Annotated in this window: 28 protein-coding genes; 16 read left to right on the top strand and 12 right to left on the bottom strand. The window is 65.3% G+C overall.

Going from position 1 to position 26,219, the window contains the following annotated elements; all coding sequences use genetic code 11:
* The first annotated feature begins 113 nt into the window (after positions 1-113).
* Positions 114-917, top strand: coding sequence for a response regulator (locus ACQR07_RS31485; RefSeq protein WP_434905951.1), 804 nt, complete (start codon positions 114-116; stop codon positions 915-917).
* Positions 918-1,003: 86 nt separating this feature from the next.
* On the opposite strand, the gene ACQR07_RS31480 is transcribed toward ACQR07_RS31485, so the two are convergent.
* Positions 1,004-1,366, bottom strand: coding sequence for an energy transducer TonB family protein (locus ACQR07_RS31480; RefSeq protein WP_434905950.1), 363 nt, complete (start codon positions 1,364-1,366; stop codon positions 1,004-1,006).
* Between the two features lie 424 nt (positions 1,367-1,790).
* Between ACQR07_RS31480 and ACQR07_RS31475 the strand changes: the two genes are divergently transcribed.
* Positions 1,791-2,231, top strand: a complete 441-nt coding sequence (locus ACQR07_RS31475; protein ID WP_434905949.1) for a hypothetical protein — start codon at positions 1,791-1,793, stop codon at positions 2,229-2,231.
* 92 nt (positions 2,232-2,323) lie between these two features.
* Here ACQR07_RS31475 and ACQR07_RS31470 read toward each other — a convergent pair whose 3' ends face one another.
* From ACQR07_RS31470 to ACQR07_RS31460, 3 genes are all read right to left on the bottom strand, one after another.
* Positions 2,324-2,776, bottom strand: a complete 453-nt coding sequence (locus ACQR07_RS31470) for a hypothetical protein (RefSeq protein ID WP_434905984.1) — start codon at positions 2,774-2,776, stop codon at positions 2,324-2,326.
* A gap of 105 nt (positions 2,777-2,881) precedes the next feature.
* Positions 2,882-3,253 (bottom strand): DUF883 family protein, encoded by a 372-nt coding sequence (locus ACQR07_RS31465; protein ID WP_434905948.1) that lies wholly within the window; start codon positions 3,251-3,253, stop codon positions 2,882-2,884.
* An 80-nt stretch (positions 3,254-3,333) separates the two neighbouring features.
* Complete coding sequence (locus ACQR07_RS31460) at positions 3,334-4,452, bottom strand: AI-2E family transporter (RefSeq protein ID WP_434905947.1); 1,119 nt, start codon at positions 4,450-4,452, stop codon at positions 3,334-3,336.
* 220 nt (positions 4,453-4,672) lie between these two features.
* On the opposite strand from ACQR07_RS31460, the gene ACQR07_RS31455 reads away from it, so the two are divergent.
* Positions 4,673-5,413 (top strand): L,D-transpeptidase, encoded by a 741-nt coding sequence (locus ACQR07_RS31455; protein WP_434905946.1) that lies wholly within the window; start codon positions 4,673-4,675, stop codon positions 5,411-5,413.
* 15 nt (positions 5,414-5,428) lie between these two features.
* Positions 5,429-6,088, top strand: a complete 660-nt coding sequence (locus ACQR07_RS31450) for a DUF2865 domain-containing protein (protein ID WP_434905945.1) — start codon at positions 5,429-5,431, stop codon at positions 6,086-6,088.
* Between the two features lie 13 nt (positions 6,089-6,101).
* Here the strand turns inward: ACQR07_RS31450 and ACQR07_RS31445 are convergent, their stop codons facing one another.
* A complete protein-coding gene (locus tag ACQR07_RS31445; protein ID WP_434905983.1) occupies positions 6,102-7,115 on the bottom strand; it encodes a methyl-accepting chemotaxis protein in 1,014 nt (337 codons plus the stop codon).
* Positions 7,116-7,345: 230 nt separating this feature from the next.
* Positions 7,346-8,194 carry a hypothetical protein gene (locus ACQR07_RS31440; protein WP_434905944.1) on the bottom strand — a complete coding sequence of 283 codons (849 nt, stop codon included), beginning with the start codon at positions 8,192-8,194 and terminating at the stop codon, positions 7,346-7,348.
* Positions 8,195-8,372: 178 nt separating this feature from the next.
* Between ACQR07_RS31440 and ACQR07_RS31435 the strand changes: the two genes are divergently transcribed.
* Positions 8,373-8,528, top strand: coding sequence for a Thivi_2564 family membrane protein (locus ACQR07_RS31435; RefSeq protein ID WP_172110058.1), 156 nt, complete (start codon positions 8,373-8,375; stop codon positions 8,526-8,528).
* Between the two features lie 65 nt (positions 8,529-8,593).
* Here ACQR07_RS31435 and ACQR07_RS31430 read toward each other — a convergent pair whose 3' ends face one another.
* Entirely contained in the window at positions 8,594-10,756 is a 2,163-nt protein-coding gene (locus tag ACQR07_RS31430; protein ID WP_434905943.1) for a malate synthase G, read from the bottom strand.
* A 1,170-nt stretch (positions 10,757-11,926) separates the two neighbouring features.
* Here ACQR07_RS31430 and ACQR07_RS31425 point away from each other — a divergent pair.
* The 3 genes from ACQR07_RS31425 to ACQR07_RS31415 all read left to right on the top strand — a co-directional run bounded on the left by ACQR07_RS31425 (position 11,927) and on the right by ACQR07_RS31415 (position 13,072).
* Complete coding sequence (locus ACQR07_RS31425; protein WP_434905942.1) at positions 11,927-12,286, top strand: type II toxin-antitoxin system RelE/ParE family toxin; 360 nt, start codon at positions 11,927-11,929, stop codon at positions 12,284-12,286.
* The gene (locus ACQR07_RS31420; protein ID WP_434905941.1) at positions 12,270-12,593 is read left to right on the top strand and encodes a helix-turn-helix domain-containing protein; all 324 of its coding nucleotides are present in this window, start codon (positions 12,270-12,272) and stop codon (positions 12,591-12,593) included. The genes ACQR07_RS31425 and ACQR07_RS31420 overlap by 17 nt, the downstream gene beginning before the upstream one ends.
* Positions 12,594-12,727: 134 nt before the next feature.
* On the top strand, positions 12,728-13,072 hold the full coding sequence (locus tag ACQR07_RS31415) for a hypothetical protein (protein ID WP_434905940.1): 345 nt from the start codon (positions 12,728-12,730) through the stop codon (positions 13,070-13,072).
* Positions 13,073-13,190: 118 nt separating this feature from the next.
* On the opposite strand, the gene ACQR07_RS31410 is transcribed toward ACQR07_RS31415, so the two are convergent.
* The 3 genes from ACQR07_RS31410 to ACQR07_RS31400 all read right to left on the bottom strand — a co-directional run bounded on the left by ACQR07_RS31410 (position 13,191) and on the right by ACQR07_RS31400 (position 14,924).
* Entirely contained in the window at positions 13,191-13,547 is a 357-nt protein-coding gene (locus ACQR07_RS31410) for a DUF1493 family protein (protein WP_434905939.1), read from the bottom strand.
* Between the two features lie 70 nt (positions 13,548-13,617).
* Positions 13,618-14,079, bottom strand: a complete 462-nt coding sequence (locus ACQR07_RS31405; RefSeq protein WP_434905938.1) for a hypothetical protein — start codon at positions 14,077-14,079, stop codon at positions 13,618-13,620.
* Between the two features lie 107 nt (positions 14,080-14,186).
* Complete coding sequence (locus tag ACQR07_RS31400; protein WP_434905982.1) at positions 14,187-14,924, bottom strand: hypothetical protein; 738 nt, start codon at positions 14,922-14,924, stop codon at positions 14,187-14,189.
* A 585-nt stretch (positions 14,925-15,509) separates the two neighbouring features.
* On the opposite strand from ACQR07_RS31400, the gene ACQR07_RS31395 reads away from it, so the two are divergent.
* Complete coding sequence (locus tag ACQR07_RS31395) at positions 15,510-16,295, top strand: cytochrome-c peroxidase (protein WP_434905937.1); 786 nt, start codon at positions 15,510-15,512, stop codon at positions 16,293-16,295.
* A gap of 242 nt (positions 16,296-16,537) precedes the next feature.
* On the opposite strand, the gene cysC is transcribed toward ACQR07_RS31395, so the two are convergent.
* Complete coding sequence (gene cysC / locus ACQR07_RS31390) at positions 16,538-18,454, bottom strand: adenylyl-sulfate kinase (RefSeq protein ID WP_434905936.1); 1,917 nt, start codon at positions 18,452-18,454, stop codon at positions 16,538-16,540.
* A gap of 15 nt (positions 18,455-18,469) precedes the next feature.
* Positions 18,470-19,264 carry a sulfate adenylyltransferase subunit CysD gene (gene cysD, locus ACQR07_RS31385; protein WP_434905981.1) on the bottom strand — a complete coding sequence of 265 codons (795 nt, stop codon included), beginning with the start codon at positions 19,262-19,264 and terminating at the stop codon, positions 18,470-18,472.
* A 234-nt stretch (positions 19,265-19,498) separates the two neighbouring features.
* Here cysD and cysG point away from each other — a divergent pair, with 234 nt between their 5' ends.
* From cysG to cysT, 7 genes are all read left to right on the top strand, one after another.
* Positions 19,499-20,929, top strand: a complete 1,431-nt coding sequence (gene cysG, locus ACQR07_RS31380; RefSeq protein ID WP_434905935.1) for a siroheme synthase CysG — start codon at positions 19,499-19,501, stop codon at positions 20,927-20,929.
* Complete coding sequence (locus ACQR07_RS31375; RefSeq protein WP_434905934.1) at positions 20,930-21,244, top strand: DUF2849 domain-containing protein; 315 nt, start codon at positions 20,930-20,932, stop codon at positions 21,242-21,244. It begins immediately after the preceding gene.
* A 10-nt stretch (positions 21,245-21,254) separates the two neighbouring features.
* Complete coding sequence (locus ACQR07_RS31370; protein WP_434905933.1) at positions 21,255-22,910, top strand: nitrite/sulfite reductase; 1,656 nt, start codon at positions 21,255-21,257, stop codon at positions 22,908-22,910.
* Positions 22,897-23,415 (top strand): DUF934 domain-containing protein, encoded by a 519-nt coding sequence (locus ACQR07_RS31365; protein WP_434905932.1) that lies wholly within the window; start codon positions 22,897-22,899, stop codon positions 23,413-23,415. Before ACQR07_RS31370 ends, ACQR07_RS31365 begins: the two co-directional genes overlap by 14 nt.
* Positions 23,412-24,137 (top strand): phosphoadenylyl-sulfate reductase, encoded by a 726-nt coding sequence (locus ACQR07_RS31360; RefSeq protein ID WP_434905931.1) that lies wholly within the window; start codon positions 23,412-23,414, stop codon positions 24,135-24,137. The genes ACQR07_RS31365 and ACQR07_RS31360 overlap by 4 nt, the downstream gene beginning before the upstream one ends.
* A gap of 210 nt (positions 24,138-24,347) precedes the next feature.
* A complete protein-coding gene (locus tag ACQR07_RS31355; protein WP_434905930.1) occupies positions 24,348-25,337 on the top strand; it encodes a sulfate ABC transporter substrate-binding protein in 990 nt (329 codons plus the stop codon).
* 44 nt (positions 25,338-25,381) lie between these two features.
* Entirely contained in the window at positions 25,382-26,215 is an 834-nt protein-coding gene (gene cysT, locus ACQR07_RS31350; RefSeq protein ID WP_434865654.1) for a sulfate ABC transporter permease subunit CysT, read from the top strand.
* The last annotated feature ends 4 nt before the right edge of the window (positions 26,216-26,219 follow it).

The raw sequence follows: 26,219 nt of genomic DNA, 5'->3' as shown, positions 1-26,219 counted from the left end.
ATGCAATCGACCGATAAAAGTTCCACGCGCTTTGGGAACTTTTCTTTGTTTCGTGCGTAGACAGCCCATCATGGAACCCGGGCGGGAAGCCCAGATGAGCGAATGGAGTGGGGATGAGCCGATCACAGCTAGTTGCTGAACATTTGCCGCTATTGCGCCGGTATGCCCGTGCCCTCACCGGTAGCCAGGGCTCCGGAGACGCTTATGTCGGCGCGATGCTGGAGGCTCTGATCCAGGATCCGGCGCTGTTGGACGAACGTTACGGACCGCGGGCTGCGCTGTTTCGGCTGTTCACACAGATCTGGAACTCGGTCGCCCTGAACGACGATGCGGAGGTCGCTACGCTGCCAATGCCGCCGGAGCGGCGCCTCTCCAACATCACTCCATTACCGCGTCAGGCGTTCTTGCTCCTGTCCCTGGAGGGCTTCCCGGAGGAGGAGGTCGCCTTCGTCCTCGATATCGACGTCGCGGAGACGCGCCGGCTGGCGGATGCGGCCGGCCGCGAACTGGCGGCTGAGATCGCAACCGACGTGCTCATCATCGAGGATGAGACCTTCATCGCCATGGATCTCGAGAGCCTGGTCAAGAATCTCGGTCACAACGTCATCGGCGTGGCGCGGACCCACGCGGACGCGGTCGCATTGGCCAAGAACAAGAAGCCCGGCCTGATCCTGGCGGACATCCAACTCGCGGATGGCTCCTCGGGTCTCGACGCGGTCAATGAGCTGCTAAGGACGTTCGAAGTCCCCGTCGTCTTCATCACCGCCTATCCGGAGCGTTTCCTCACCGGCGAGCGGCCCGAGCCAGCGTTCCTGATCTCCAAGCCGTTCCAGCCTGCCATGGTCTCGGCGGTGGCCAGCCAGGCGCTGTTCTTCCAGCGCAACTCGCGAAACCGGATGCCTAAGCCGGCCGCCTGATACTTGCTCGAGCTTTGTTTTGTTTGCGGCGCGCTCTACGGAGCGCGCCGTTTTTCATTGCCGGGCTATGTGTGACAAACGTGCCATCAGCAGCCACGGCAAATGCTGTTCAGCTTTGCCCGCAGTTCACGGCCCTCAGGTCCGACGTCTTGCATTGTCCCCGGGACCGGCTTTGGTGCGAAGACGATCTGGACTCGCATGGTGAGGTTGTCATCGCTCACCTCCCCGGGAGGCGGCGCGAAGGGCTGAGCGCGTTCGACCATCGCCAGCGCCTCCTTGTCGAGCGCCGGGTCGCCGGTGCTTTCGAGAAGGGCCGCAGAGATAAGACGGCCCGAACGGTCGATGTGGAGCAGGACCTTCGCTGCCCCTCCTTGTCTGCCCGCCTGAGGCGGATAACGTTGCTCCGCTTTCAACTGAACGGCTAGGCCCTTGAGCCAGGCGTCCTTCATGCTGTCGGCCGCAACCGGCCCAGGGATAAGGCAAGCGAGCGCCACGGCCCAAACCACTGCCTGTAACCGGTTCACGGACCCACCCCGCTGTCGCGCCCATCCTGCCGGCGTCGATTTCGACGCGTCCATCACCATACAGTGTGAAGGGAACCGGCTGGAACCGCCGCATTCGGCGCGAGGCAAAAAAGATGCGGGGCACCGCCGGCATCACCACGGCGGTGCCCCGCGTCGCCGGTCAATGGGGCAGGGGGAATAACCGGCTGCCTTGACGACGCGCAGCGCCCGGAGTCGTTCCCTGCTCATCGAAGTTTTTTCCGCAGGGCTGCTCACGTTCACACACGGTTAAGTGATTTGCCCGTCCGCGAACCCTGTTCCCGCGACTTACGTTGAAATGCCGGTCGCCCGCGCGGCGAGGGAGCAGAACATGTCGCAAACCGGAAAACTCGTCATTTTGGGCACGCTCGCAGCGTCGGCCATGCTGGCCGGTGCGATGCAGCTCGCCTCGGGCCACGATCTCGTTTCGGACCTTTCTGTCCAGAGCTCGAGCCAAGTCGCTCTGAACTCGGCCGCGAGCAGCGTCAATCGCGCGACGAAGACAGACCGGGCCGCTCCGGTGGCCGACGCGGCACCCACCCGCACGGTGTCGATCAAGCTCGCAGCGTTTGCCGACACCTCATTCCTGCTGCGCTTGCCGCTCGCCAGCACGTCTGTTCGCGACGGGCAGGGCGCGCCGCCGCAGGGATCGCAGATCATCACGACTGAAACTGAACGCCGGGAGGCCAAGCGGCCGATCGCTTGCGAGCCATCCGTGTCGGTTTTGACCGAGATCGCAAAACGATTGCAGCCCGGCCGTTGCGTGACCTGATGGTTGTGCCCCGACGGCGCGGACGATGACGAGATCGACCGCGGCGTCCTTGTCTCCAATTCAAATGATGAGCCGCTGTCCGACGCTCCCGCTCACTCAGCGGGTTCAGCCTCTTCTGTCATCTGGCTGCGTGCAAGCAGCCCTAGCGCCAAGCCCCCCACGGCCAAGATGGGTATCAGGCGTTTCATCCCGATCATGCGCACCACTTGCAGACCGCTGGCCAGTAGCATCGGATCGGCGAGGAGCGACTGTGCAGCTGAACGTGCAGCCTCGGCCGGACGGGCCTCGGGAGCTCTTGGCTTCCCCAGCGAACGCTTGCGGACCATGTAACTGATCGCAGCAATCAGCGTCACGCTGAAGAAGATCGCCGCGCCGGTCAGGCAAGCCGCGATCAGGCCATAACGCTGCAGCACGGCCACGAAGGCTGCTGCGCAGAGAAAGCATATAGTGATGAACAATCCGACGGCCGCGGCAAGCGCCAGGGAGGTGAGTCGGACGGTGTGTCCAACCGAGTCCCTAATGTCGGCTGTCATTCGCTGAAACATCGTGTTCTCCCCAAATGTCTTCCAATGGCGATCCGATAAGCCATCGGCGCCGAGAGCGGCGCCGATGGTCATTCACCTAAACGCTTCGCGATCGGTTGCGTCAGCTCAGCGCCGCCACGCCGCGCCGATCAGGAAACCGAGACCGAGCGCGAGACCGACCGTTGCGAGAGGACGCTGCGAGATCACATCCTCGAGCCGCTCCTCGAGCGAGTTCGCCGCGTCCTGTGCTGCGCCGAACATCGCGCTACCGCGCTCCGACATGTCGTCGAAGGTCTGGTCCATGTTCTCGCGCGCCTGACGATAGCCGCTGCGGGCCTGCTTGCCGGCTTGACCGGCGAAGGAGTTGAGCACGTCGGTGATCTGATCGGTGAGAGCTGCTATATCGTTTTTCACGGCGTGAACATCCTTCTGCAAGCGTTCATAGTTGGCTTTGTCAGCAAGATCCTTGAGGGCGGTCTCACCATCATGGGGTGGCATCGGCGCCTCCCGGAACGAGACAATGTGCGTCTGCTCGACAAACGCGGCGTCGGGGCCGAAGTTCCTTCGATGAAACCGAATTAGCCTGCTGGCAATTGCGGCGAATTGTCCGGCAGCAGATGCTCCTTCACGATCAGGCCCACGATCAGAAGGGGCGATGCGAGGAAGGCGCCCATCGGTCCCCACAGCCAAGTCCAGAACGCCAGCGCGATGAAGACGGCCAGGGCATTGAGCGCGAGCCGTCGGCCGATGATCGTCGGCGTGACGAAATGGCCTTCCATGAAGGTGATGACGGCGAAGATCAAAGGCGCGACCATGCCACCGCTGAGCGTCGGAAACGCGATGGCGCCGACCACGACAAGAACGACGAACATGGCGATCGGCCCGATGATCGGGACGAAGTTCAGTGTCGCGGCGAGCGCGCCGAGCCCAGCCGGATTCGGCATCCCGGTGAGCGCGCAGGCAAGGCCGGTTGCGATGCCCACGCCGGTATTGATGAGCGTGACGGTCAGCAGGTAGTTGCCGAGGTGCAGCTCGAGCTCGTTGAGGATCCGCAGCGTCCTTAACCGGGCTTCGTGATCGCCGAAAGTCATGATCAGCGCACGCCGCAGATCGCGCCAGCTCGCAATGAAAAGGACCAGCGTCGCGAAAAACAGCAGGAACTCGGTGAATGTCGGCGTCAGGAATTCGAGCGTCGGCTGCACCCAGTCGAACTTCGGCAGCTCCAGGCTGGAAGAGGCTTGCGCGCTCCCGCCGCCGATCGCCGTCTGCATCTCGTGCCACAAGGCCAGTGGCCGGTCGAACACGTGCAGCTTGGCCTTGAGCTGCGTCGCCAGCTCGGGCAGCCGGTTGGTCCAGTCGAGCACCGGCGCCGAGATCAGGCCGATGATGAAGGCGAGGCCCGCCGCGACCGCGATCACGATCAGCACGGCGCCGACGCCGCGCGGCACGCGATAACGCTCGAGGAAATTGGCTGCCGGCGACAGCATCGTGCCGACGACGAATGCCATCACAATGGGAAGAAAGAAGCCCCTCGCGACGTAGAGTACACCCGCGATGCAGATGGCCGCGAGGATGACGAGCGCGATCGCAACGACCTCCGCCCGCCTGATGACTGGAGGCAGCTCGTGCGGGCTGTCTTGCACGGCGGCGGCGTCTTTTCCGCTCGCGAGGAGCCGCTCGGTGGGAAGGACACGCACCATGATTTCCCCCGAGGGAGTTCTTCGCGCAACTCGCGCTCATGGCGCTCACGCCCACAACAACGTAGGCCGGCTTCGGGTTCCGTCGCGAGAACGTGAGAGCCGTCGCGCTTGACTGACGCAGCGCGATCACATCCGGGCCGGAACTGCGGCGAGCCGTTTGGCGTTTGAGGAAGCAATCACGCATCGCACCGCGATGCCTTCCGACAGGGGGCAAGTCATGACACGTCTCATTTCCGGCCATCGCTCGTCTTCGTGGCGAGGCGCAACATTGATCGCGGGCGCGGCTGCGTTTCTCCTTGCCGGCGTCACCGTGGCGCAGGCGCAGAGCCTCGGCTACGCGCCGGTCGAGCAGCAGGCATTTCCGCCGAACGACACGGTGGCCCCTGGGACGGAGTCGGACGAGGACAGCCTGCTGCCGGATCGGCTGCGTCGCACGATCGTGACGCTCGACACGCGTGAGGCGCCGGGGACGATCATCATCGATACCGGCAACACCTACCTTTACTACGTGCTTGGCGGCGGGCGCGCGCTTCGTTACGGCGTCGGCGTCGGCCGCGAGGGCTTCACCTGGGCGGGCGTGCAGACGGTCACCCGCAAGGCGGAGTGGCCGGACTGGCATCCGCCGGCGCAGATGATCGCGCGCCAGCCCTATCTGCCGCGCTTCATGGCCGGCGGCCCGGGCAATCCGCTCGGCGCGCGGGCGATGTATCTCGGCTCCAGCGAATATCGCATTCACGGCACCAACGATCCGACGACGATCGGAAAGTTCGTGTCCTCGGGCTGCATCCGCCTCACCAATGAGGACGTCTCCGATCTGTTCAGCCGCGTCCAAGTGGGCACGAAGGTCGTCGTGCTGCCGAAGGCCGCATCCGTGCAGGCGCGTGCCTCCGCCCCCCGCGTGACGTCGCTGCCCTCGGGGCGGCAGGCGATGTCGCTGCCGGTTGCGGCCGTCTACTGATTGGAGAGTGAGATCATGACCAGCCGACGGGCCCTCGCAGCCATCGCCGCCGCGACCATCACCGCCGCAGGCGCTCTGGGCGGGCCGAGCGCCGCCAGCGCGCAGGACTTCTTCTCGCAGCTGTTCGGCGGCTTCAACGCCCGTCCGGCGCCGCAGCCCTACGTCCGCATGCCCTTCGCCGACGAGGCACCGCCGCCGCCACGCCCGGCGCCGCGCGGCGATGTCAGCTACCGCGGCGGCAGCAGCAACGTCGCCTGGTGCGTTCGGACCTGCGACGGCCGCTACTTCCCGCTCGGCGCCACCGGCGATCAGAGCAAGGAGGGGGCCTGCAACAGCTTCTGCCCGGCGTCCAAGACCGAAATCGTCTATGGCAGCTCGATCGACAGCGCCGAGACCGACAACGGCAAGCCGTATTCGGCGCTGCCCAATGCGTTCAAGTACCGGACCGAAATCGTCGACGGCTGCACCTGCAACGGCAAGGACCATTTCGGTCTCGCCAAGGTGTCGATCGACAACGATCCGACCCTGCGCAAGGGCGACATCGTCGCCAGTGACGATGGCCTGAAGGTGGCCAACCGCACCGGCAGCGGCAAGCGCGCCGAGCTCAACTTCTCGCCGGCGCCCGCCGCGCTGCGCGCGAAGTACGAGCGCGCGCCGGTGATGGCGTCGGAGTGATCCGGTGCGGTCGTCAGGCCGCGCGGATCTTGCCGAGGAAGTCCGTGACCTGATGGCCGAGGCTCCTGCTCTGGCTCTCCAGCGTCTCCGAAGCATTGCGCACGTTGTCGGCCGCCGCAGCGGCGGCATCGGCATCGGACTTCACGCCGGTGATGTTGTCGGACACGTTCCTGGTGCCGTCGGCCGCGAACTGCGTGCTGCGTGAAATCTCCTGCGTCGCCGCGCCCTGCTGCTGCACGGCGGCGGCGATCGCGGTCGCGACCTCGTTGACCTCGCCGATGATGCCGCCGATGCGCTGGATCGCATCGATCGCGTCGTTGGCGACGCGCTGGATGTCGGAGATCTGCTCGGAGATCTCGTCGGTCGCCTTCGCGGTCTGGGTCGCGAGCGACTTGACCTCCGAGGCCACCACGGCAAACCCCTTGCCGGCCTCGCCCGCGCGCGCCGCCTCGATCGTGGCGTTGAGCGCGAGCAGATTGGTCTGCGAGGCGATGCTGTTGATCAGCCCCACCACCTCGCCGATGCGGTTGGCCGATTGCGACAGACCCTGCACGGTGCCGTCGGTCATGCGAGCCTGCTCGACGGCGCGGCTGGCGATGCCCGCCGCATGCGAGGCCTGCTTGGAGATGTCGGCGATCGAGGCGTTCAGCTCCTCGGCCGCGGATGCAACGGTCTGTACGCTCATCGAGGCGTCGCTCGACGCCTTCGAGGCCTCCTCCGCGCGGGCATTGGTCTGGCGCGACACGTTGGTCAGGCCGGTCGATGTCGCCTGCATGTCGGTCGAGGCCCGGCCGAGCTGATCCAGCGACTGACGCACCAGGCCTTCGAACTCGGCGACATGGCTCTCGATCGCACGCTGACGCGCCGCCGTCGCGGCATTGCGCTCGCGCTCCTGCGCCTCGATCGCGAGCTTGTCCTTGGCCTGCTGCTTGAATGTCTCGAGCGCATTGGCCAGCGCCCCGATCTCGTCATGGCGCTGAGCGTAGCCGCTGTCGACGTTGAGGTCGCCACCGGCGACGGCCAGCATGGCATCACGCATCCGGTGCAGCGGACGGATGACACGCCCGCTGACCGCGGCCATCGCTGCGCCGCTCAGGACGACCGCGGCGAGCAGCAGCGTCAGCTGCAGGATCAGCGCTTCCGTCGCAGCGGTCTGCTGCGCGGCCGAATGCTCCTTTGCCGCGTCGAGCGCCGCCTCGGCCAGCGCGACCGCGCTGGTCATCTTGCTGACCGAGAACGGGCTCCACTGATACGGCGTCATCTCGGGCTTCTCGCCCTTCTGCAGGGCGGCCAGCAGGCGTTCGCGCAACCCGGCGTATTCCGCCGTGAATAGGCCTTCTCCGCGTTGGCCATGGCGGCCGTCAGGGCTGACGGCAGCTCCATGCCGGAGGTCGCGAGCTGCACGGCCTTCCAGGCGGTGTCGATTCCGCCGACCAGCTTGTTGTAGGCCAGCACCGCTTCCGGCGACACCTTGCCGGACGTCAACCCGTTGCTGATGATGAGAGAGGCCTCGCCGGCGGTGTTGCGCATCAGCCAGGCCATCTGCTTGATGACGAGCAACTGATCGATGGTGGCGCTCTGGTGATTGACGCTCGCCGCCACGCCGGACGCAATCTTGTCGAGCAGCGCCAGCAGCGCGTCGAACGTCTCACCATATTCCTTGGCCAGGCCAGCCCGGCGCGCCGCCTTCGGCTTGACGATCTCGGTCCAGAATTCAGCATGCTCGGCGGTGATCAGCTTGTTGAGCCGGTCGAGGTCGGCCACCAGCGTCGGCTTCTGGGTAAAGTCGATGCCTTGCAGCAGCTCCAGGCTGCGATTCAGCGCGGGGACGTAGATGTCGCGCGCGGAGCGCAAAAACTTCTCGGTATCTCCATCCATCGCCTGATCGGCATTCAGCACGCGGATCGTGGTCGAGCGATCGCTGCGCATGCTGTTCATGCCCTTGAACATCACGCCGGAAACGTCGGCAACCTGGGCCAGGCGCTTGGCGGACTGCAGGCTGTTCCAGGAGCTCAGGGCATTGAGCGAGAACAGCACGACAACCGCCAATGCGGCCGTGACGATCACCGTCATCAGCAGTGAAGAAATGGTGAGGCGGTTCAGCATGATGGTCTCCGATTCCCGTGTATTGGACCGCAAACGGGTAAAACTTGGATTAGGACCTGCTCCGTGAAACCACGGAGGAAACGTCCAAACAGCTCAGTTCCGGCCAGGGAACCAGCCGCGGCTTGGTGGGTTAGCTGCCCAGCGCCAGCGCATCCTCATTCCTAGTCAGGGGCTCACCATGCTCATCAGTGCTCTCGTCACCTTCCTCGTCGTCATCCTCATTCTGTATTTGATCAACCTGCTGCCGCTCGATGGCCGGGCCAAGCAGATCTGCCGGGTCATCGTCATCGTGCTCGGCGTGATCTCGCTGTTGCGCTACATCGCGGTGATCTAGTTGCGGATCATCGTACCTCTCTTAGATCAAAAAAAGCCCCGGCGGATGGCCGGGGCTTTGCTTCGTCAGGCCTGGGCTTTCGCCTCGCGCCGCCGCGCGGTCAGGATGTATTCGGTGTAGCCGTTCGGCTGAGTGCGACCTTCGAACACGAGGTCGCAGGCCGCCTTGAAGGCGACGCCGTCGAACGACGGCGCCATCGGCTGATACAGCGCATCGCCGGCATTCTGCTTGTCGACCACGACCGCCATGCGCTTCAGCGAGTCCATCACCTGGTCCTTGCTGACCACGCCGTGGTGCAGCCAGTTGGCGAGATGCTGGCTGGAGATGCGCAAGGTCGCGCGATCTTCCATCAGGCCGACGTCATGGATATCCGGCACCTTGGAGCAGCCGACGCCCTGGTCGATCCAGCGCACGACATAGCCGAGGATGCCCTGGCAGTTGTTGTCGATCTCCTGGCGGACGTCGTCCGGCGCCCAGTTCGAGTTCGACACCGGGATGGTGAGGATGTCGCCGAGCTTGGCGCGCGGGCCGCCCTTGGTGAGCTCATCCTGGCGGGCGTGCACGTTGACCTGGTGATAGTGCAGGGCGTGCAGGGTCGCCGCGGTCGGCGATGGCACCCACGCGGTGGTCGCGCCGGCCGAGGGGTGGCCGATCTTCTGCGCCAGCATGTCCGCCATCTTGTCCGGCGCCGCCCACATGCCCTTGCCGATCTGGGCATGGCCGGGCAGGCCGCAGGTCAGGCCGTTGTCGACGTTCCAGTCCTCATAGGACTTGATCCAGGGCTGCGCCTTCATCTCGTTCTTGCGGATCATCGGACCCGCTTCCATCGAGGTGTGGATCTCGTCGCCGGTGCGGTCGAGGAAGCCGGTGTTGATGAAGACGATGCGCTTCGAGGCGGCCTGGATGCAGGCCTTGAGGTTGACCGTGGTGCGGCGCTCCTCGTCCATGATGCCGACCTTCATGCTGTTCTCCGGCAGGCCGAGCAGCTTCTCGACGCGGGCGAACAGCTCGACCGTCAGCGCGACCTCGTCGGGGCCGTGCATCTTCGGCTTGACGATGTAGATCGAGCCAGTGCGGCTGTTCTTGGTCTTTGAGCCGCCCTTGAGATCGTGAATCGCCAGCAGGCCGGTCACGGCGGCGTCGAGAATGCCTTCCGGCACCTCCTCGCCATCGGCGCCGAGCACGGCGTCGGTGAACATGTGATGCCCGCAATTGCGGATCAGCAGCAGGCTGCGGCCGTGCAGGGTCAGGGTGCCGCCGGACGGCGTCGTGTAGCTGCGGTCGGTGTTCAGGGCGCGGGTCAGCGTCTTGCCGCCCTTCTCGAAATCCGCCGACAGCGTGCCGTTCATCAGGCCGAGCGTGTTGCGGTAGACCAGCACCTTGTCCTCGGCGTCGACGGCGGCGACCGAGTCCTCCATGTCGAGAATGGTCGAGACCGCGGCCTCCAGGACCATGTCGGACACGCCGGCCGGATCGTCCTTGCCGATGACATGGCTGCGGTCGATCACGACCTCGATGTGCAGGCCGTTGTTGGCGAGCAGGATCACCGTCGGCGCCTCGGCTGAGCCCTGATAGCCGGCGAACTGGTCGGCGTTCTTCAGGGCCGTGGCGTTGCCGCTCTTCAGCTTGGCGGAGAGCTGGCCCGCGATGACGCTGTAGGCGGTGACGTCGGTGTGGCTGCCGGTGGCGAGCGGCGCGGCGGCATCGAGGAAGGCCTTGGCCTTGGCGATCACCTTGTCGCCTCGGGCCTTGTTGTAGCCTTTACCGCCCTCGCTCGGATCATGCGGGATGGCGTCGGTGCCGTAAAAAGCGTCGTACAGCGAGCCCCAGCGCGCGTTCGCAGCGTTCAGCGCATAGCGGGCGTTGGTCAGCGGCACCACCAGCTGCGGGCCGCAGATCTTGCCGATCTCCTCGTCGACATTGGCGGTCTCGACCTTGTGGGTGGCCGGCTCGGGCAGCAGATAGCCGATCTCCTTCAGGAACGCCGTGTAGGCGCCGAGGTCGAACGCCTTGCCCTTGTTGGCGAGGTGCCAGGCGTCGATCTTGTCCTGCAGCGTGTCGCGGACCGCGAGCAGCGCGCGGTTCTTCGGCGCAAGGTCATGCAGGATCGCGGCGACGCCGGCCCAGAACGCGTCCGGATCGATCCCGGTCTTCGGCGCGGCCTCCTTGGCGATGAAGTCGAACAGGACGGGGGCGATCTTCAGTCCATGGGCGTCGATACGGGTCATGATGAGACGTTTCTCTCGAAAAAGGGCGACGTTGCGCGGGATCCGGGCAGGCTGAAATAGCCGCCTCCGGGGCAGCTTGTGCAGTGCATTTAGCGCCAAAGCGGGAGCCAAGGAAGGGGGGAGGGGTATCGCAGTTGGTCGGGGGCAGGGTACTGGGACCCGGGGATGCGGCCCGAAAAAGACGGGAAAGCCTGATCGCGCCCCCTCGTCTCGCCCCGGTGCCACCCTCCCCTGGAGGGGGAGGGTCGCCGGGCACCGAGCGAAGCGAGATGCGCGGCGGGGTGGGGTGATCTCTCCACATGCGCCGTCGCCCGTGGCTCCACCCCACCCCGCCGCGCATCGCTGGCGCGACGCGCGCCGACCCTCCCCCTCCAGGGGAGGGTGACAGCGCGCAGCTTGGCTCGAGCGACCTGCAACGTACACGGAGCTGCTTTGGCCAGCGTCCTTCTCGAACACGCGGGAGGATTGTCCGCTCCATCGACGTTGAACGCTTAGGGGGCGCCGGAGCTTCCATGGAGAAGGCGAGCCGGGCGATGACGGCAGTGGGAGGGGATGCAGCGCCCAATTCATCGAGCCATCACTCATGCGGAAATAATCTCGCGGCGCCTGTTCGCGTCCGAGCTTTGTTCTTTTGTCGCCCCTCGGTCACGAGAGGCGCAGGGAAGGCCGGGTGCTGGCTGCACCCATGGCCCGCCTGCAGAAAAAAATGCAGGCGGCAGTCACCACAGGTACGAGCCGGACATCCGGCCTCCCCTGCGCGATGGCTTTACGGTTGCTCCGTGGTCTCCCCGGTGCGCCGGGCTTTCTGGTCACCGTTGCCCACGCAGCGCGTTGGCACTGTCGCAGACGTGGCATCAGCGTCGGGATGCCAGGACCCCACGGCTTGGCCGTGCGCCCCGGGACTGTCCGTCGACATGACTGAACACGCCGCAGCCCGAAACGCCCACCGCATCCCGCACCCGACGTCCGTGACGGTCGCGAACTGTCCCTCGTGTGGGACGGGATGCGCAGAGAAAAGCATGATTTCGGAAAAAATGAAAGAGGAAAATTTTTTCAGCAGGGACTGGACAGGGCAAATCGGGTTGATACGGTTCAAAAATTCTGTTTTTTCGCATTTGTGCTGTGCATTGAAATTTGTAGCACTGGGTGCTACATTAGAGTTGGTGGACGATGGGCGTTTTCAAGACGGCATGGTTCTCGAAAGCAGCCCGCAAGGCGCGCATCAGGGATGCCGAGCTTTGTGAGGCCATCCAGGAGGTCAAGATAGGACAGGCTGACGACCTCGGAGGAGGCGTCTTCAAAAAGCGTCTGAACAAGAACATGTACCGAAGCATCATCCTGGCAAAGAGTGGTCGCAGCTGGATCTACGCGTACCTTTTTGCCAAGAAGGACAGAGCGAACATAGCGGACGATGAGCTGGATGATTTCCGAACGCTCGCCAAGAGCTACGCCGCCTTGGATGACGCACAGCTCGCTGAGCTTCTAGTAGACGGGGACTTGGTGGAGATCTGCCGTGAAGAAGAAAAATAGGTTCAGATCCGATCTCTCGGAAGCGCTGCATTCCTCCGCAGCGATGCTGCACAAGGTTGGCGCGCTCGACAAGGCGACCATGAGAGACTTCGATGCCCGGCACTTGGTCGTCACCGACGAGATGAAGCCTTCTCAGATCAAGAAGATCCGCGAAGCCAACAAGGTCAGCCAGCCCGTGTTCGCCCGATACCTCAATACGAGCGAAAGCACTGTCGAGAAATGGGAGAGCGGTGCCAAGCGGCCGAGCGGCATGGCGCTGAAGTTGCTCACCGTCGTGCAAAAGCATGGGTTGAAGATCCTGGGTTGAGCACGGTCGTTCTACAGACCTGGCAGTGCTCAGGGTGAGCCAAATGGAGGCAAATCGCGAACGAGCGGCGTGCCTACCATGGGCTCTCGCGATGAGAGGCTGCTCGCCTGACATCGCATTCGGAGCGAACATCGATGGCTCGTCTGACTGACCGATATCAAGTTGATCTTCTGCTGCCGGAAGATGCGTATCGTACGGAGCTCTTGGGCCAGATCGACAACGTCTGCCCGAGCGGATCGATCTATCAAGTGTTGAGTTCGATCCCCGAGCAGTGCGAAGACGTCTACACGATCCTCGTCGACGACCACACCGTCGTAAGCTTCGATGTGCTCCGTGGGGGACGGCCGATGGTTCTGACGGAGGTAACGATTCAGAGCTTCGCGGACTATCGAAACCAGATCGGTCAAGGCAAGGAGCGCATCAAGCTCCAACGCGCGGCACAGCGCGCCAGAGAGATGATCGACAATGGGAGAGCGTAGGGTGGGCAAAGCCGAGCCCGCGCAGCGCGCGGGAACGGCGTGCCCACCGCAGGCTTGCTCGGCAAGAATCGGCAAGAAACGGTGGGCAGGCGCCGCCTTCGGCGTCGCTTTGCCCACCCTACGTGATGTCGCGATACGGAGCCGTCGTCCCGTTCGGCCAGCGCTTCTGCCTCGCGGCGTCGACGAGCGTTCCGACCGTCAAGGGCTGCGGCGAAGGGCGCAAACGAAGAACGGTCAGGATGAGCCCGGTCAACGATAAGCCCTCCGGGCCGAAATGTCGGTCGAATGCGAAGCCGGACAGGTCGACCTCGAAGGCGCGCTGAAATGCGATCATGAATTCCTCTGCCTCGACGCCGTCGACGCCGAGGTCGCGGGCGATGTCGGTCTGTTCGGAGAGTTCGACGTGCGCTCCGGTCTGCGCTGCGACGAAATGCAGAACGCGTTGATGGAGCGGGTCTGAGATCGGCGGTGTCATCTGGTGCCCGTTTCGACTCGCTGCCACGCGCGAGCGGCAATGCAGCTTTGCTTCGTCTTCGGCAACGGAGCTACGCCCAAGCCAAGCCGGTCACGATGGCTGGACCGTCGCTGTCCTTGTTGGATGCCTCGATTGCCCGCTTCCGGATGCTCGCGCCGCGTGCGCGCCGATGTCGAGCATCCAAGCGTCTCGCCACGGCGATGAGGCCGTTCGTCGCGCGCCCGAGTCGTGCTGTGGCCTGCTTGACGACGAACACAATCGTCGAGACGCGGCTGAGGAGTCCGACCAGCAGCACGACCGAGAAGACATCGATATAGGCCAGGATATCGCCGACGAGCATCAGTTCGGGCGGGATCGGGATGCTGTGATAGTACGCCAGACCTAGAATGATGACCGGCAGGAAGGCGATGGCCCGTCGCCACGTCAGCCGATCCAGCAAGGTGGCGAACTGGACGACAAGAACGTCCCACAACCAGTCACCCAGGAGGGCAGGCTTGTCGATCGTCCATGTCCGCCAAAGCGCTTTCCACATCGAGCCGCTCCGCATGCGAGTTGAGCAAGCGGGGCATGATAGCACGAATACACGGACTTCGGATGCACCGGACCACGCGGCTGCTGTGGCGACAGATCACTCGACTGTCATAGTGCCCCCGACGTCACCAGCCCGAACTTCAGCCACGCGGACGGCGGCACGTCGGTGGGGCGTTTGTGGTCGGCCCAGTTGCGGTCGACGATGTCGAGGATCGCGGGGTCGACGCCCATCTCACGCAGGTACTGGCGGGCCTGGCCGCCGTAGTACGTGGTCAGTCCGGCGCGATGTTCGGCGGAGACGTTCGGCGCGAGCCGGTTGCGGATTTCCATGCCGACCAGTTCGACAGACGCATCCGGCGGCAGGCTGCGGTGCACGCCGCCGGCCAGCATCAGCACGCAGGCATTGTCGCAGGGCATCCGCGTGGCATCGAGCCTGGCGTCGAGCGCGCCGCCGCTGCGCTTCAGGGCCAGGCAGTCGGCCTGCGGCTTGTTGCGGCAGGCGTCGACCAGTGTGCGTCCAGCGCTTGCATCCAGGCCGCGGTCGCGCAGGATGCGGCCCATGCTCACGGCGACGTTGAGGCTGGCTTCACCGCTGGCATTGATCACGACCGGCAGCTTGCGGCCGGACTGGCGATCGAGAATGGCGATCAGGCGCTTGAACGTATCGAACTTGATCGCACCCTCGGCGGCGATCCAGTCGGCGCAGCCGGGACCGCAGGACTCCGGCGGACCATGCGCGACGTAGAAGATCATGGCGTCCGGCAGCGCGCCGAATTCGGCGATCGGCGCCGGAGGCGTCTTTGATGATTGGGCACCAGATGCTGCTGTCCCGATGATCAGTATCATCGCGGTCATCAACAAGACTCGACACGGTCTCGCAGCCATCGGCATCACCCCCCAGCAATCCCGTCCTGATTGTCACAGCCGGGGCCAGGTTGTGCAAGGGTGTGTGTGCACGCGCGTGTTAGCCGCGCCCCTGCTGAAAGGCACTTATGCGGTGCCGTGGCCGAATGGGCAGCATATGACGCATCGGCGCCGACTCATTGCCCCTGCACAGTCCCACTTCGGACGTAAAGGCTACCGATAACGATTTGCAGCTATAAGATGTCGAAGAGGCGGGCGATGTCGTTTACGGGGCTCAAGTCAGTCGTGCTGTGCCTGAGCTTGCTCGCGCTGCCTGCACTTGCGGCGGATCACGCGGCAGCACCCTATGTCCAAGCGGCCGAAAAACAGCCGTCGCTGCTACAGCGGCTCGCGGCGGCATTGAAGCCAAAGCCGGTGCATGTCGCCGCCGTAACGCACAAACGCTCCGTGCACAGGCCCTCCGCACACGGGATCAGGACCTCCGCGCACAGGGTGAGGATCAGGCATGCGGCCGTAGCGCCGCGCAAGCGGAAGACCACGCCCGCCGTGGTTGCGGCTGAGCCGCCGATGGCGCAGCCTTTGACAGTAACGCAGCCTTTGACGGTGGCGCAGCCGGTGGCAGTGACGCAGCCCGTAACGGTCGGAGCGGCGCTCGCTGCACCGGCGCAGCTTTCCGAAGCGGACCTCGCCGCAAAGGGGCTGGACCTGTTCAACGACGTCAACCTTTCGGCGGGCGGCAAGGCGTCCTGCGCCACCTGCCACTTCTCGACCGGGCATACCAACAACAAGACCTATGTCGGTCTCGACGTCGTTGCCGATGGCGATCCCAACGGCCGCAACACGCCGACCTTGTGGGGCGTCGCCGAGCGCTCGGTGTTCGGCTGGGCCGGCCAGGCGGCGACGCTGGAGGACAGCATTCGCGGCATCATCGTCAACCGCATGAAGGGGCCGGAGCCGTCGAAGGAGACGCTCGCGGCGCTGATCGCCTATGTGCGCACACTGAACTATCCGGCCAACTGGCAGGTCAAGGAAGACGGCACGCCGAGGGCCGATGCGAGCGCGGCCGTCAAGCGCGGCTACGACCTCTATGTCAATGACGGCGGCTGCGGCACCTGCCACCAGCTGCCGACCTTCGACAAGAAGAGCAAGGACGACATCGGCACCGGCGGCAAGTTCAAGGTGCCGAGCCTGCACGCGGTCTCGTCCACCGCGCCGTATTTCCACGACGGCCGCACGGGCTCGCTGCGCGAGGCGGTCAAGATCATGTGGGAAGTCTACGCCAAGAAGCTGGAATCGCGGCTGCCGACCGAGGACGAGCTCGACGATCTCACGGCGTATGTCGGCGCGCTCTGACGCCGACGTAGTAGCCAAGTCCTGCGCGAGCGTTTCCAGGTCGTGGTCACATTGACCTGGAGACGTAGACTTCCGCTGTCATCGTCCGCGAAGGCGGACGATCCAGTACGCCGTGACATCTCGGTTCAAAGTCCTCTGCCGCGGAATACTGGATGCTCCGCCTTCGCGGAGCATGACAGCGGTGGAGTCCGCGAGAGCTCACCCCAGAAGCAATCGCCACTTCTGGCGAGCGCTGTTCTAGATCAAATATTCGCGCCGAGATCGGCGATGTCGTCGAACAGCACGCCAGTCCGCGAGAGCAGCGCCTCGAGCTCGTCGGTGGCGTCGGCGATGCCGCGGGTGGCGGTGTCGATGATCAGCTCCGCATCGAGCGGCGGCTCGTAGTCGGTGCCGATGCCGGTGAAGTTCTGCAGGTTTCCCGCGCGGGCCTTGGCGTAGTGGCCCTTGGGGTCGCGGCTCTCGCAGATCTCGGCGGCGGTGGCGACGTAGATCTCGCGGAACAGATCGCCGGCGACGCGCCGCGCGGCGGCACGATCCTCGCGCGCGGGTGACACGGCCGCCACGATCGCAATATGGCCGTTGCGGGCGAGATGCGTTGCGACCTCGGCGAGGCGGCGGATGTTCTCGGCGCGATCCTCCGGCGTGAAGCCCAGATCCTTGTTGAGGCCGGCGCGCACGGTGTCGCCGTCGAGCAGCACGGGCGCGCCGCCGCGGCTGAACAGCCGCCGCTCCAGCGCCCGCGCCAGGGTCGACTTGCCGGCGCCGGGCAGGCCGGTCATCCACACGACAGCGCCCTTGTGGCGATAGCGGTCGGCGCGCTCCTGCGGCTGCAGCGCGGATTCGACCGGCATGATGTCGACAGGCTGAGCACGCTTGCCGGCTGCGATCGACAGCACCAGACCACCGCCGGCGATGCGGCCCTGCACCTCGATGACGAGGCGGCCGGTGCGCGCGTTTTCGGTGTAGGGATCGACGGCGACCGGCTGGGTCAGCGCGATCTCGATCTCGCCAACATGGTTGCGCGCGATCGACGCGTTCTGCTCGTTGGACAGCGAACCCGGATCGACGGCCTTCTCGATCGCGACCACGCTGCCGCGCGCCTCGCGGGTACCGAGCCGCACCAGGATGCTGTCGCCCTTGGCGAGCGGCTGGTCGTGCAGCCAGAAGATGCGGGCATGCAGCCGGCGCGCCGCCTGAGGCTCGCGGCCGACATGGGCGATGACGTCGCCGCGCTCGATGAACAGCTCGCGGTCGAGCGTGATGCCGACCGAGCGTCCCGCGCCCTGCGCTGATGTCACTGGCGTCTGCGGCCAGCCCTCGACGGTCTTGATCTTGGCGATCTTGCCGGAGGGCATGATCACGATCTCGTCGCCGGAGCGCAATTCACCAGCCTCGACGCGGCCGGCGACGATGCGGCGGTCGTCGAACTTGTAGATCGCCTGCACCGGCAGGCGCAGCGGCAGGCTCGACAGCGGCTTGGCGGGCTCCAGGCCGTCGAGCGCCTCGACGACGGTCGGGCCGTTGTACCAGCCGATGCGCGAGGTGAGTGCTGCCACGCCGTCGCCGTCGCGCGCGGAGATCGGAATGACGGCCACCGGCTTGACGCCGAGGCCTTGGAGATGCGCCGAGATCTCGGCCTTGATGTCGTTGAAGCGGTCCTCGCCGAAATCGACGCGGTCCATCTTGTTGACGACGACGGCGACTTGGCGAACGCCGAGCAGATGCAAGAGATAGCCGTGGCGGCGGGTCTGGTCGCGCACGCCTTCGAGCGCGTCGATGATCAGCACTGCGCCGTCGGCCTGCGAGGCGCCGGTGATCATGTTGCGCAGGAATTCGGCGTGGCCGGGCGCATCGATCAGCACGACTTCGCGCGCATTGGTGCGGAAGCGGATCTGGGTGGTGTCGATGGTGATGCCCTGGTCGCGCTCGGTCTGCAGCGCGTCGAGCAGAAACGACCATTCGAACGGCATGCCGCGGCGGGCCGAGACGGCCTGCAGCATCTCGAGCTTGCCCTCGGGCAGGCTGCCGGTCTCATGCAGCAGGCGGCCGACCAGCGTCGACTTGCCGTGGTCGACATGGCCGACGATGACGATGCGGACCTGCGGGCGGGTGGTGCCGTTCGGCGTGGCGGGGGCGGCGGCCGGGACTCTCATGTTCATGACCTCAGGCTCCGCTCAGAGATAGCCGGCGACGCGGAGACGCTCGAAGGCGTCCTCGGTCTCGTGGTCGAGCGCGCGTCCCGCGCGCTCCGGCACCTTGGTGCTTTCGAGCTCGGCGAGAATCTCGGGGATGTTGGAGGCGTTGGACGCCACGGGGTTGGTGATGTCCTGGTCACCCAGCGAGCGATAGCGCTTGCCGTTCCTGGACAGATACAGCGGGATGATCGGAATGTTCTCGCGCGCCGTGTAGGCCCAGATGTCGGCCTCGGTCCAATGCAGGATCGGGTGGATGCGCAAATGCGCGCCCTGCGGCGGCGAGGCGTTGAAGTGATCCCAGAATTCCGGCGGCTGGTCGCGGACGTCCCAGTTGCCCTCGGCGCCGCGCGGCGAGAACACGCGCTCCTTGGCGCGCGTCGCCTCCTCGTCGCGGCGGATGCCGGCAATCAGGCCGTCGAAGCCGTGCTTGGCGAGCGCCATCTTCAGGCCCTCGGTCTTGCGCGCAGCCGAGCGCGCGGCGGGCGGCAAGGTCGGATCGACGGCATCGATCGGCGGGCACGGCTCGATGCGGAGATCGAGACCCCATTCCTTCGCGTAGGTGTCGCGGAAGGCGTACATCTCGGGAAACTTCTTGGCGGTATCGACATGCATCGCCGGGAACGGCACGCGGCCGAAGAAGGCCTTGCGCGCCAGCCAGATCATCACATTCGAGTCTTTTCCCAGCGACCACAGCAGCGCCAGCTTCTTCAGCCGTGCAAAGGCCTCGCGGAGAATGTAAATGCTCTGCGCCTCCAGCTGATCGAGATGGTCCATCGTCGGCGCGGCATTGAGGACGCGCGGCATGGATGATGCTTGCTCGATCTCGGAGGAGGGCAACCGGTCTCTGGAAACGTCGTTTGTGAGAATGTGCATGCTATCAGCCATCGCCTGCTTGGGAGAAAATTCTATGGCGAAGCCAAGGAATATTTTTCTCTTTACGTCCGCGACGTGACACTTATATAGAAAATAATTCCAGTCAACCCCGAAGAATCGAAGTCGACGGACGCAATGCAATATCTGCCGGTGTTTCTCGATCTGAAGACCGGTCCCGTGCTGCTGATCGGCGCGGGTGAGCTCGTTCGCGCCAAGCTTCGGGTGCTGCTGTCGGCCGGCGCTGATATCCGCTGGTACGCGACCGATGGCGATTTCGATCTCGGCGGGCTGCGCGATGATCACGGTCAGATCGAGCGGGCGGAGGGCGATCCGCTGAGCGCCGATCTCACGGGTGTCATCGCGGTGCTGTGCGCAGGCGCCGGCGACATCGGCGTGGCGATGTCGGCGCGGGCTCGGTCAGTCGGTCTGCCGGTCAATGTGATGGACGACCTCGCGCATTCCAGCTTCATTTTTCCGGCGATCGTCGATCGCGGCGACGTCGTGGTGGCGATCGGCACCGGCGGTTCGTCGCCGGTTGTCGCGCGGCGTGTGCGCGAGCGCATCGAGGCGCTGCTGCCGGCGCGGATCGGCGAGCTCGCGGGCTTCATCGGCGATTTCCGCAAGATCATCAATCCACGTATCGCGGAGATGCCGCTGCGCCGCCGCTTCTGGGAGCGCATTGTCGACGGCCCGATCGGCGCGCTGGTGCTCGCCGGCCGCAAGCAGGAGGCCGAGGCGGCGCTGCACGGCATTGCCGATCCCACCGCGTTCGCGGGCGCGGATCAGGCCGGACGCGGCGAGGGCCACGTCACGCTTGTCGGTGCGGGCCCTGGCGATCCCGATCTTCTCACCATCAAGGCCCTGCGCGCGCTGCAGGACGCCGACGTCGTGTACTACGACGAGCTGGTGACCCCGGAAATTCTCGACCGCATCCGCCGCGATGCCTCGCGCGTGCCGGTCGGCCGTCGCGTCGGCAAGCCCGGCATCGGCCAGGATGCGGTCAACAAGCTGCTGATCGACGCCGCGCGCGAAGGCAAGCGCGCTGTCAGGCTCAAGGGCGGCGACGCCTTCGTGTTCGGCCGTGGCGGCGAAGAGGTCGACGCGCTGCGCAAGGCCGGCGTGGCCTACACCATCGTGCCCGGCATCACCGCGGGCATCGGCGCCGCCGCGCAGTTCGAGGTGCCGCTGACCTTCCGCAGCAAGGCACTGCGCATCACCTTCCTCACCGCGCACAAGGAGCGCGACGCCGAGGCGGTCGATTGGTCTGTTCTGACCGACACCAAGATGACCGTTGTCGTCTACATGGGCATGACCGCAGCGCCCGCCGTTCGGACCGGCCTGCTTGCCGCCGGCCGCTCGCCGCAGACGCCGGTCGGCGTGTTTGCGCGCGTGACGCGGCCGGATGCGCAGGCGGCGGTCGGCACGCTCGATCAGCTGCCTGACCTCGTTGCGAAAATCGATGGCGGCCCGGCCATCCTCATCATCGGTGACGTCGTGGCGCATTCGGCGCCATGGCGTCAGCAGAATCTCAGTGGCGTGATTGCTCAACTCCTGGAACCCGTCTGAATGACCTCCCCGCTGCAACAGAAGATCAAGATCACCGGTCCCTCGATCATCACCGCGAACCGGACCTGGGATGGCGCGGTGATCTACCGCACCAAGGCCAACAGCTGGTCGGACGCGCTGACGGATGCCGCGATCGTGCGCACCGCCGACGAGGCGCGCGCGCTGCTGACGGAAGCGGTGGCCGATGATCTCGGCGCCATCGGACCCTATATCGCACCGGTCGAGGTCGCCGCCGACGGCGCGGTCAAACCCGGCAACATGCGCGAACACATCCGGCTGACGGGCGCCACCATCGCGCTCCCGGCTCAAGCCTGAAGGCCCTCTCATGTACGCTTACGATGAAATCGACCGCACGCTGGTCAACGAGCGCGTCGCCGAGTTCCGCGACCAGGTGAAGCGCCGCCTCTCGGGCGAGCTCACCGAGGACGAGTTCAAGATGCTGCGGCTGCAGAACGGCGTCTATCTGCAGCTCCACGCCTACATGTACCGCATCGCGATTCCCTACGGCACGCTGTCCTCCGAGCAGCTGCGCCGGCTCGCGCATGTCGCGCGCCGTTATGACCGCGGCTATGGTCACTTCACGACCCGGCAGAACATCCAGTTCAACTGGATCAAGCTCGCCGAGCTGCCGGATGCGATGGCCGATCTGGCCGAGGTCGGCATCCAGTCGATGCAGACCTCCGGCAACAACATGCGCAACGTCACCTCCGACCAGTGGGCCGGCGTCGCGCCGGGCGAGGTCGAGGATCCCCGCATCTGGGCCGAGCTGCTGCGCCAGTTCACCACCCTGCATCCGGAATTCTCGTTCCTGCCGCGCAAGTTCAAGATCGCGATCACGGCGTCCGAGCATGACCGCGCCGCGATCAAGATCCACGACATCGGCCTGCGTCTGCTGAAGAACGCGGAAGGTGAGACCGGCTTCGAGGTGCTGGTCGGTGGCGGCCTGGGCCGCTCGCCCTTCATCGCCAAGACCATCAAGCCGTTCGTCCACGGCCACGACATCCTCAGCTATGTCGAGGCGATCCTGCGCGTCTACAACCAGTACGGCCGCCGCGACAACATCTACAAGGCGCGCATCAAGATCCTGGTCCACGAGCTCGGCATCGAGAAGTTCGCTGCTGAGGTCGAGGAGGAGTGGCAGCAGATCCGCGACGGCGTGCTTAAGATCGACGACGGGATCATCGAGGACATCCGTTCGCGCTTCTTCTATCCGGCGTACGAGACGCTGCCGCACATGCCGGACGAGCTCAAGCAGGCCGCGGCCGATCCGAAGTTCGAGGCCTGGCGCAAGAACTCGGTGTTTGCCCACAAGACGCAGGGCTATGCGATCGTCGTGGTGTCGCTGAAGCCGATCGGCAAGCCGCCGGGCGACGCGACCGCCGACCAGATGGATGCGCTCGCCGCCATCGCCGACAAGTACTCGTTTGGCGAAATCCGCGTCGGCCATGAGCAGAACCTGGCGCTGCCGCATGTCCGCAAGCGCGACCTGCCGGCGGTGTGGAAGGCGCTCGAGGACGTCGGTCTTGCCGTCCCCAACGTCAATCTCGTCTCCGACATCATCGCCTGCCCGGGCCTCGACTATTGCTCGCTGGCCAATGCGCGCTCGATCCCGATCGCGCAGGAGATCACGCGCCGCTTCGCCAACCACGACACGGCGAACCTGATCGGCCGGCTGCACATCAACATCTCCGGCTGCATCAATGCCTGCGGCCATCACCATGTCGGCCACATCGGGATCCTCGGCGTCGAGAAGAACAACGAGGAATTCTACCAGATCACGATCGGCGGCCGCGCCGACGAGGGCGCCGCGCTCGGCACCCTGATCGGCCCCGCGGTGCCCTATGCCGAAGTTGCCGATGTCGTCGAGGACATCGTCGAAGCCTATCTTGCGCTACGCGCGAGCCCCACGGAGCTGTTCGTCGACACGGTGAAGCGGCTCGGGGTCGAACCATTCAGGGAGCGGGTTTATGCCACTCGTTAAGGGCGGACACATCATCGCGGACGAGTTCGTCCGCGTCACCGACGATGCCGAGCTGCCGGCGCAGGGCGCGATCCTCGTCTCCGAGACGCGCTTTCTTGCCGATCCGCAGGCGCTGCTCGGGCGCGCGAACGGCAAGCTTGGCGTGATCTGGCCGAACAATCGCGACGTCGACGATCTCGTGCCCTATCTCGACCGGATCGCGCTGGTCGCGCTGGTGTTCCCGAGCTTCCGCGACGGCCGCGCCTACACCCAGGCCCGCCTGCTGCGCGAGCGCTACGGCTACCGCGGCGAGCTGCGCGCCACCGGGCAGGTGCTGCGCGACCAGTTCGTGTTCATGCTGCGCGCCGGCTTCGATACGTTCGACGTCAAGAAGCAGGCCGATGCCGAAGCCTTCGGCGAGACGGTGAAGCGCTATTCGGTGTTCTACCAGCCGGCCGGCGACGGCCGCATCTCGGCGCTGCATCAGCGGCTGCAGCTGCGCCATTCGGAGAGTGCCGGGCTGTGAGCACCTTGGCTGCATCGAGCGAGGTTGCGGGGGCGCCGGTCGCGGCGCTCGACGCCGCGTTGCGCAACGCGACGCCGCAGGAGGTCATCGCCGCTGCGCTGCAGGCGATTGGCCGCGAGCGGCTCGCCGTGGTGTCCTCGTTCGGCACGGAATCCGCGGCGCTGTTGAAGGTGACGGCGGATGTCGATCCGGCGATCCCGGTGATCTTCCTCGACACCGGGCACATGTTTGCAGAGACGCTGGCGTATCGCGACCAGCTGATCGAGATCCTCGGCCTGCAGGATGTGCGCTCGATGAAGCCGGATGCGTCAGCGCTGGCCCGCGAGGATGCCGACAACGAGCTCTGGTTCTCCGATCCCGACGCCTGCTGCCGTATCCGGAAAGTCGAGCCGCTGGCGCGCGCGCTGTCGCCGTTCGCGGCCTGGGTCAACGGCCGCAAGCGCTTCCAGGGCGGACTGCGCGCGGCCATCCCCGTCGTCGAGCAGGATGGCGCGCGGGTGAAGTTCAACCCGTTCGCCAACGTCACCCGCGAGGACATTGCGGCGATCTACCGCTCGGCCAATTTGCCGCAGCACCCGCTGGTCGCCTCCGGCTTCCGCTCGATCGGCTGCATGCCCTGCACCAGCCGCTCGGACACGGGCGAAGGCGAGCGCGCCGGACGCTGGCGCGGTCGTGACAAGACGGAATGCGGCATCCACACGGTGGCGACCTCGGCGGTGTAGTTGGGACCGTCGCCGCTGGCTGCTTCGAGCCGCGATGACGACATTGTGTCGCGGCAAAGAACAGCTCTCTCGATGCCGAATGCCTTGTAGCAAAATGCCTATGCCGGGCCGCAAACAAGAAAATCCGGTTTCGTTGACTCCGACGTGCACATCCGGCGATCTGCAGGACGCGCCTGCAACATCGCAGGCCCTAGGAAATGGAGAGCTTGGATGATGCGGCGTGTTCTGGCTGTTGTCGCTGGTCTGGCCTGGGCGGGAGCAGCCTATGCTGCCGACGTGAACCTGCTCAACGTGTCCTACGATCCGACGCGCGAGCTTTATGTCGAGTTCAACAAGGCGTTTGCTGCGAACTATCAGAAGGAGACCGGCAAGTCGGTCGAGATCAAGCAGTCGCATGGCGGCTCGGGTGCGCAGGCGCGCAGCGTGATGGACGGCCTGCAGGCCGACGTCGTGACCCTGGCGCTGGCCTATGACATCGACGCCATCGCGGGCAGGGGCCTGCTCGACAAGGAGTGGCAGAAGCGTTTGCCGCAGAACGCCTCGCCCTACACCTCGACGATCGTGTTCCTGGTGCGCAAGGGCAACCCCAAGGGCATCAAGGACTGGGACGATCTGCTCAAGTCGGGCGTCGACGTCATCACCCCGAATCCGAAGACGTCCGGCGGCGCGCGCTGGAACTACCTGGCCGCCTGGGGCTATGCGCTGAAGAAGACCGGCTCGGCCGACAAGGCCAAGCAGTTCGTCGCCGACCTCTATAAGCACGTTCCCGTGCTCGATACCGGCGCCCGCGGCGCCACCGTCACCTTCGTCGAGCGCGGTGTCGGCGACGTGCTGCTGGCCTGGGAGAACGAGGCCTACCTGGCGTTGAAAGAATTCGGTAAGGAAAAGTTCGAGATCATCTCACCGTCGCTGTCGATCCTGGCCGAACCGCCAGTTGCCGTCGTCGACAAGGTCGTGGCCAAGAAGGGCACGCAGGCGGCTGCCGAAGCCTATCTGAAGTACTGGTATACGAAGGAAGGCCAGGAAATCGCCGCACGCAACTTCTATCGTCCGCGCGATCCCGACGTGGCCAAGACCTACGCCGACGCGTTCGCCAAGGTCGATCTGTTCACGATCGACGATGTGTTCGGCGGCTGGACCAAGGCGCAGAAGGATCACTTCGGCGAGGGCGGCATCTTCGATCAGATCTACAAGAACTGATGATCCGGCACGGATAGGGACATCGGAATGAGCCAGGTGGCTTCTTGAGCGTACTTGCACCCCGACGCAGCACCTTGCCGGGCTTCGGTCTCACCATGGGACTGACGCTGACCTGGCTGTCCCTGATCGTGCTCATTCCCCTGGCTGGACTGTTCGTCCGCTCGACCGACCTGAGCCTGGCGCAGTTCTGGGACATCGTCACGAGCCGGCGCACCCTGAGCGCGCTGAAGATCTCGTTCGGGCTGTCGTTTGCGGCGGCGCTCGTCAACCTGGTGATGGGCACCATCGTGGTCTGGGCGCTGGTGCGCTACCGCTTTCCGGGCCGCCGGCTGTTCGATGCCATCGTCGACGTGCCGTTCGCGCTGCCGACGGCGGTGGCCGGCGTGGCGCTGACCGCGCTGTTTGCGCAGAAGGGCTGGCTCGGCGCGCCGCTGGCGGCGATGGGGATCAAGGTGGCGTTCACGCCGCTCGGCATTTTCATCGCGATGATCTTCATCGGCATCCCGTTCGTGGTCCGGACCGTGCAGCCGGTGCTGATCGACCTCGATCCGGAGATCGAGGAGGCGGCGGCCAGCCTCGGTGCCAGCCGTTGGCACATCGTCACCAAAGTCATCCTCCCGAGCCTGACCCCGGCGCTGCTGACCGGCTTCGCGCTGGCCTTCGCCCGGGCCGTCGGCGAGTACGGCTCGGTGATCTTCATCGCCGGCAATCTCCCGAACGTGTCCGAGATTGCCCCCCTCCTGATCGTCATCCGCCTGTCCGAGTTCCGCTATGCCGACGCCACGGCCATTGCAGTGGTGATGCTTGTGGTGGCATTCGTGATCATCTTCGCGGTGAATCGCCTGCAGCGCTGGGCTCAGTCCCAGGCGTCCACCTGAGGCC

Origin of the sequence: Bradyrhizobium sp. HKCCYLS20291 (assembly GCF_051167715.1) — a bacterium.
Lineage (GTDB): Bacteria > Pseudomonadota > Alphaproteobacteria > Rhizobiales > Xanthobacteraceae > Bradyrhizobium.
This window is presented reverse-complemented; position numbering and strand designations above follow the sequence as displayed.

Excerpts from the sequence above, each read along its gene's own strand:
- ACQR07_RS31485 (WP_434905951.1), top strand. The coding sequence starts at position 114 with ATGAGCCGATCACAGCTAGTTGCTGAACATTTGCCGCTATTGCGCCGG.
- ACQR07_RS31480 (WP_434905950.1), bottom strand. The coding sequence starts at position 1,366 with ATGAAGGACGCCTGGCTCAAGGGCCTAGCCGTTCAGTTGAAAGCGGAG.
- ACQR07_RS31475 (WP_434905949.1), top strand. The coding sequence starts at position 1,791 with ATGTCGCAAACCGGAAAACTCGTCATTTTGGGCACGCTCGCAGCGTCG.
- ACQR07_RS31470 (WP_434905984.1), bottom strand. The coding sequence starts at position 2,776 with ATGTTTCAGCGAATGACAGCCGACATTAGGGACTCGGTTGGACACACC.
- ACQR07_RS31465 (WP_434905948.1), bottom strand. The coding sequence starts at position 3,253 with ATGCCACCCCATGATGGTGAGACCGCCCTCAAGGATCTTGCTGACAAA.
- ACQR07_RS31455 (WP_434905946.1), top strand. The coding sequence starts at position 4,673 with ATGACACGTCTCATTTCCGGCCATCGCTCGTCTTCGTGGCGAGGCGCA.
- ACQR07_RS31450 (WP_434905945.1), top strand. The coding sequence starts at position 5,429 with ATGACCAGCCGACGGGCCCTCGCAGCCATCGCCGCCGCGACCATCACC.
- ACQR07_RS31445 (WP_434905983.1), bottom strand. The coding sequence starts at position 7,115 with ATGCTGGCCGTCGCCGGTGGCGACCTCAACGTCGACAGCGGCTACGCT.
- ACQR07_RS31440 (WP_434905944.1), bottom strand. The coding sequence starts at position 8,194 with ATGCTGAACCGCCTCACCATTTCTTCACTGCTGATGACGGTGATCGTC.
- ACQR07_RS31435 (WP_172110058.1), top strand. The coding sequence starts at position 8,373 with ATGCTCATCAGTGCTCTCGTCACCTTCCTCGTCGTCATCCTCATTCTG.
- ACQR07_RS31430 (WP_434905943.1), bottom strand. The coding sequence starts at position 10,756 with ATGACCCGTATCGACGCCCATGGACTGAAGATCGCCCCCGTCCTGTTC.
- ACQR07_RS31425 (WP_434905942.1), top strand. The coding sequence starts at position 11,927 with ATGGGCGTTTTCAAGACGGCATGGTTCTCGAAAGCAGCCCGCAAGGCG.
- ACQR07_RS31415 (WP_434905940.1), top strand. The coding sequence starts at position 12,728 with ATGGCTCGTCTGACTGACCGATATCAAGTTGATCTTCTGCTGCCGGAA.
- ACQR07_RS31410 (WP_434905939.1), bottom strand. The coding sequence starts at position 13,547 with ATGACACCGCCGATCTCAGACCCGCTCCATCAACGCGTTCTGCATTTC.
- ACQR07_RS31405 (WP_434905938.1), bottom strand. The coding sequence starts at position 14,079 with ATGTGGAAAGCGCTTTGGCGGACATGGACGATCGACAAGCCTGCCCTC.
- ACQR07_RS31400 (WP_434905982.1), bottom strand. The coding sequence starts at position 14,924 with ATGATACTGATCATCGGGACAGCAGCATCTGGTGCCCAATCATCAAAG.
- ACQR07_RS31395 (WP_434905937.1), top strand. The coding sequence starts at position 15,510 with ATGGCGCAGCCTTTGACAGTAACGCAGCCTTTGACGGTGGCGCAGCCG.
- cysC (WP_434905936.1), bottom strand. The coding sequence starts at position 18,454 with ATGAACATGAGAGTCCCGGCCGCCGCCCCCGCCACGCCGAACGGCACC.
- cysD (WP_434905981.1), bottom strand. The coding sequence starts at position 19,264 with ATGGACCATCTCGATCAGCTGGAGGCGCAGAGCATTTACATTCTCCGC.
- cysG (WP_434905935.1), top strand. The coding sequence starts at position 19,499 with ATGCAATATCTGCCGGTGTTTCTCGATCTGAAGACCGGTCCCGTGCTG.
- ACQR07_RS31375 (WP_434905934.1), top strand. The coding sequence starts at position 20,930 with ATGACCTCCCCGCTGCAACAGAAGATCAAGATCACCGGTCCCTCGATC.
- ACQR07_RS31370 (WP_434905933.1), top strand. The coding sequence starts at position 21,255 with ATGTACGCTTACGATGAAATCGACCGCACGCTGGTCAACGAGCGCGTC.
- ACQR07_RS31365 (WP_434905932.1), top strand. The coding sequence starts at position 22,897 with ATGCCACTCGTTAAGGGCGGACACATCATCGCGGACGAGTTCGTCCGC.
- ACQR07_RS31355 (WP_434905930.1), top strand. The coding sequence starts at position 24,348 with ATGATGCGGCGTGTTCTGGCTGTTGTCGCTGGTCTGGCCTGGGCGGGA.